Here is a 4286-nt window from a genome sequence, read left to right on the forward strand (position 1 = left end):
TTCTTTTGCTAGATGAGGTTATGGGGGCGGGGGATATAAATTTCGCTCACAAAGCTCAGGAACGTATGAAAAAATTTATGACACAAGGGAAGATCCTGGTCTTCTCGAGTCACTCACCAGATTTGGTAAGTGATTTCTGTGAGCGCACAATTTGGCTTGAAAAAGGAAAAATCCGTATGGATGGCAAAACAGACCAAGTGTTAAAGGCGTATTCAGAAAACTATTCGGCAAGTGTCTGAGGCCTAGAACATGAAAGTCAAAGATCTCATTCGCGACACTCTTTGGTTGCCTGGCAGTTCCTATGGCGACGGCTCACTTCCGATAGTGTCCGTTTTGCTGCCTACTTTTAGGCGGGCAAAGAGTGGTAAGTTTCGTAAGGCAATCGAATCAGTACTGAGTCAAACTCTGACCGAGCTTGAACTGATAATTGTCGACGACGCAAGCACCGATGGCAGTGCTGACATTATTGCAGAGTTTATGGAGAAAGACGGCCGGGTAAGCTGCCTTCGACATCCGAAAAATATTGGCCTTCCTGCGGTTTCTGAATATGAGGCATATTCGAAGTCTCGCGGTCGCTACATAGCGTTTGCGTTTGATGATGACGTGTTCTTTCCTGATGCGTTGCATGATCTATACACTGAAGCGCAGAAGACGCCTGATCAGTTGATTTACGGCTCTGTTGAAATGAGAGTTGTAGAGTTTGGATCCGGTGGCGAGCAAGTCGTGCACCTCGGAGCGAGTTTATCGAATAATAATATAAATTCCGGGAACTACATCGCAAATAACTCGGTGCTGGTTCCGCGTTTTATTCTTGAAGACATCGGCCTGTACGACCCGCACATCCTCATGACGCGCGTGTGTGATTGGGACTTATGGCGAAGGATTTCACGTAAGTATATTCTCCGCTATGTAGATATTTCTGTTGGCGAAGTTGGCGGCCCTGCGACCAATGACAGTCTCGGTAAAACATACGCATTAGATAGTTGGGGTTCTGAAGAAAGAATCAGGCAGGAGCGTGATATTTCTCTGAGGCCTTCAAACTTTGAAGAATATGATGTTTTCAGTCTGCCGCAGACAACAACCCATTGCACAGTCATTGCAGCTAAAGAGATGGCTTTCGCCCATGCTCGTAGCAGAAATAATTTCGATATCGCCAGCTCATTAATCGACTCCGATGAAAAAAGAAAAATATTGGTCTTGACTGCGCACCCGAGCGCTAGTACTACCGTTACATTTGACTTTTTGCCTGAAGAGTGGAAAAGCCGCGTACGCGTAATCGTTCCAGGGCATTGGCCATTGTCAGAAATTGCACATGCGAGCTGCGTTATTTTTGTAAGGCAGTTGGATCCATTTTTTGAATGGATTGATGCGGCACATAAACTGCAAATCCCCTGCTATTATTTTACCGATGATAATTTGACACTTCTTCAAGAAACCAAGGAAATGAGTGGTTTCGAGGATTTCAGTAAAAAGACGCTGAGACATAAACTCAAAGATTTTTCTGGTGTTCTTACGAGCACTCTACCTTTGCTCGAGTATTTCAAAGAGCATTTGCTTCACTCGAACGTTGAGTGGTTTCCGCCGACATTTCGAGACATGAAAATAAGCACTGCTGAAGTTTCTACTGCACGCGAACAGTTGGTTATCGCGTTTGCAGGTGGTAGTCATCGATTGTCTGCGCTACTGGATATCATGCTACCAGCATTTCTCAAATATGTTGAGTCAGGTAGAAGTATTCAACTTATTGTTGGAGGCGCTAATGCAGAGTTTTTTGAAGACTTTAAGCAGCATGATCGACTAGAACTGATAACGATGCCGTTTGAGCTAAATTGGGAAACTGCACTTTTGCAAATGTCCAAATATAGCCCGGATATTCTTATCCATGCACCAAGTGAGTCGATCAATAATGTGTACAAGACTACAAACGTAGCTATGTCTGCGAATGTACTCAACGCAGTGTTGGTGGTTCCTGATGACTTTCCATATTCCGAATTAAAAAAATTGGAGGTTGGTTATGTTGTCTCTTCACCGTTTAGTGCTCGTTCTTGGTCTGATATGTTGGAGAATTTGGATTTTTCCAAGTTTGCTATGTTTAAAAAGAACAATAGAGAGTACTGCGAAGAGAAGTTTTCCGGCGTAATCAGTTGTAATGTGTTGCACTCGATATCCAGTTCTACTACCTTTAATGGATTTACTACCGTTGAAAGCAGGCTTAAGCTTATTTCTCGAAATAGTGGTGGGAGTATTGCTGTTGCGGGTAATGATTCAATAAAAAATCCGCAAAAACTGATTGAAAGTCTGGCGGAACTAGCTCGGTTACGACAGGCAACCTCGAATTCCAAGCGTTTAGGCTTCATGTCTCGTAAGCACGATTTGTGGGACAGCTTAATGCCACAGTTCGGCCGCATGAAAGAATTTTTACTAGACGTCAAGCGTAAGAATGTTGGTGCTGTCTTAGAGTTATCCAAATCGTTACATGATGTACCATACATCGAGTATGAATTGAATATTGCAACTAATATCAGATCTTTTTTGATTGCTTTTACAACGGATGGTCTCCAGGATGGACTGGTTGGTATCGAACTTATTGGGCCATCCGGGTCTATTATTCTAAATAGGGTTGTCGCGTTGAGCGGAGTGGACTTGTCTTTGCCGGTCGAGTTCGCTGTGGATCACGTCCTGGCTTCCTCTTCAACGACATACAGGCTTCGTGTGTTTGCGCGGGCGGCTCACCCTGTATACATGTTTGAGTTTGTTAAGTATCGATATGCGGGTTTGAAACGTATCCCTGTATCTCCTTTTGCGGAAGTATTAGCTATATAGGTGTTGGCTATGAAACTGGACATCGGCTGTGGACCTAAGTGTCTTCCTGGATTTATTGGTGTCGACCGATTTCCATTGCCAGGTGTCCAAGTGGTCGCGGATCTTGACAGGCCGCTACCTTTTGGAGACAGTTCCGTTGAGCTTGTTCATGCATCTCACAGCTTGGAGCATGTGTCCGATCTGATATTTACAATGAAAGAGCTTTATCGCGTTTGTAAGCATAAAGCTCAGATTTGTATTGTCGTACCTTATCACGAGCAGAAACTAAACTTAGCCAATCCATACCACCTCCAAGTGTTTAACGAACATACGCCAAGGTTCTGGTCGAGTTGTTCTTGGGCACCTATTGACAAAAGAGAGTACTACCATCCTCATGCAGTTACCTGGGGCTTGTCGCAATCCGATAACTCAAACCCAGGATTGGAAATTCGATTGCTACGGATGGAGTTTTTTTATTTTCCGAAGTTCAATCGAATTGATCCTTCCTGTCAAAGAGAGTTGCGTCAATGTTTAACGGATGTTTGCCATCAAATTGTTTATCATCTCGTTGTTTGGAAAGAAGATGATGAGGGTGGTTACTTGGAACTGGCAGAGAATCTGGATGGTTACCCATTTCTGGATACTCCCGCGTTACAAGAATCCAGAGCCGCGGCAAAAGCTTATAGCGCAGAAGGTTTTTCCACTGTGTCATACGCAGAGGAGTTGTTAGGTAAGCGACTAAAAGAACAACATGACTATGTTGCAAAGTGCGAAGCAAAACTGCTTAGACATGAAAAGCTGATTGGATTGCTAACCGTGGGCCCTGACCTGCCTGCTGTAGACCTGAAACGCATGGACGATTTTCTCGATAAAAATTATCGTTCTCGTAAGCCAAGAGATTATCGGCTTGGCAAAGAGGTGCCGATCGGAGGATACATTGAATATCAAATTAAAGGTTCCGGTCCGTACAACTCTATTTTTGTATATGTGTACCTGTCTGCTGATATAAAAGGTGCGCAACTTGGCATAGAGTTGATTGGTAAAAGTAATAACATTATATGGAATTCGACGACGGTATTGTCTGCCGTTGATACCATCGGGCTCGTCCGTTTCTCTCTCGGAAATGTGCTACAGCAAGAAGAAGTGGCATTCATTCGTTTCTTTGGTCGAGACTCTGGTCCTTGCGTAAAAATTGTAGAGTGTTCGATGGTCTCGCGTTGGCCTTTGCGTCCCAATAAACTAGTTCCTTGCGCATATTTTTCATATGATGAGTGATTTAGGTTTCAGTGTTGATATATTATTGATTGTCGAGGCGGATATCGCGACAACTCAGTTGACGGAGCAGTTGCTTTCGGAATGTTCTGGTCTCGGTGTTACATATAAAAAAGTATATCTTTCCGATATTGATGAGCGGCTTCTATCAAGCTCCGCGCTTCCGTTGTTTGTTCGGACTGAGGATCCTGTTGCGGTTTTCTGGATGGAGT

At 43.9% G+C, this 4286-nt stretch carries 3 protein-coding genes and 1 pseudogene; all 4 read left to right on the forward strand.

Features of this window, described 5'->3' with window-relative positions; genetic code table 11:
* Positions 1-239: pseudogene (locus F8N49_RS25975) on the forward strand (ABC transporter ATP-binding protein); the annotation flags it as partial.
* A 10-nt stretch (positions 240-249) separates the two neighbouring features.
* The gene (locus tag F8N49_RS25980) at positions 250-2823 is read left to right on the forward strand and encodes a glycosyltransferase (RefSeq protein WP_151553144.1); all 2574 of its coding nucleotides are present in this window, start codon (positions 250-252) and stop codon (positions 2821-2823) included.
* A 9-nt stretch (positions 2824-2832) separates the two neighbouring features.
* On the forward strand, positions 2833-4077 hold the full coding sequence (locus tag F8N49_RS25985) for a methyltransferase domain-containing protein (RefSeq protein ID WP_151553146.1): 1245 nt from the start codon (positions 2833-2835) through the stop codon (positions 4075-4077).
* On the forward strand, positions 4070-4286 hold a 217-nt coding region (locus tag F8N49_RS28110; protein ID WP_218574922.1), incomplete at its 3' end, for a hypothetical protein. The genes F8N49_RS25985 and F8N49_RS28110, both read left to right, overlap by 8 nt.

Source organism: Pseudomonas sp. GXM4 (genome assembly GCF_008923895.1).
GTDB classification, from domain to species: Bacteria; Pseudomonadota; Gammaproteobacteria; order Pseudomonadales; family Pseudomonadaceae; genus Aquipseudomonas; species Aquipseudomonas atacamensis.

What these genes read in the sequence shown, in the direction of transcription:
- F8N49_RS25985 (WP_151553146.1), top strand. Translation starts at nt 2,833, where the DNA reads ATGAAACTGGACATCGGCTGTGGACCTAAGTGTCTTCCTGGATTTATT.
- F8N49_RS25980 (WP_151553144.1), top strand. Translation starts at nt 250, where the DNA reads ATGAAAGTCAAAGATCTCATTCGCGACACTCTTTGGTTGCCTGGCAGT.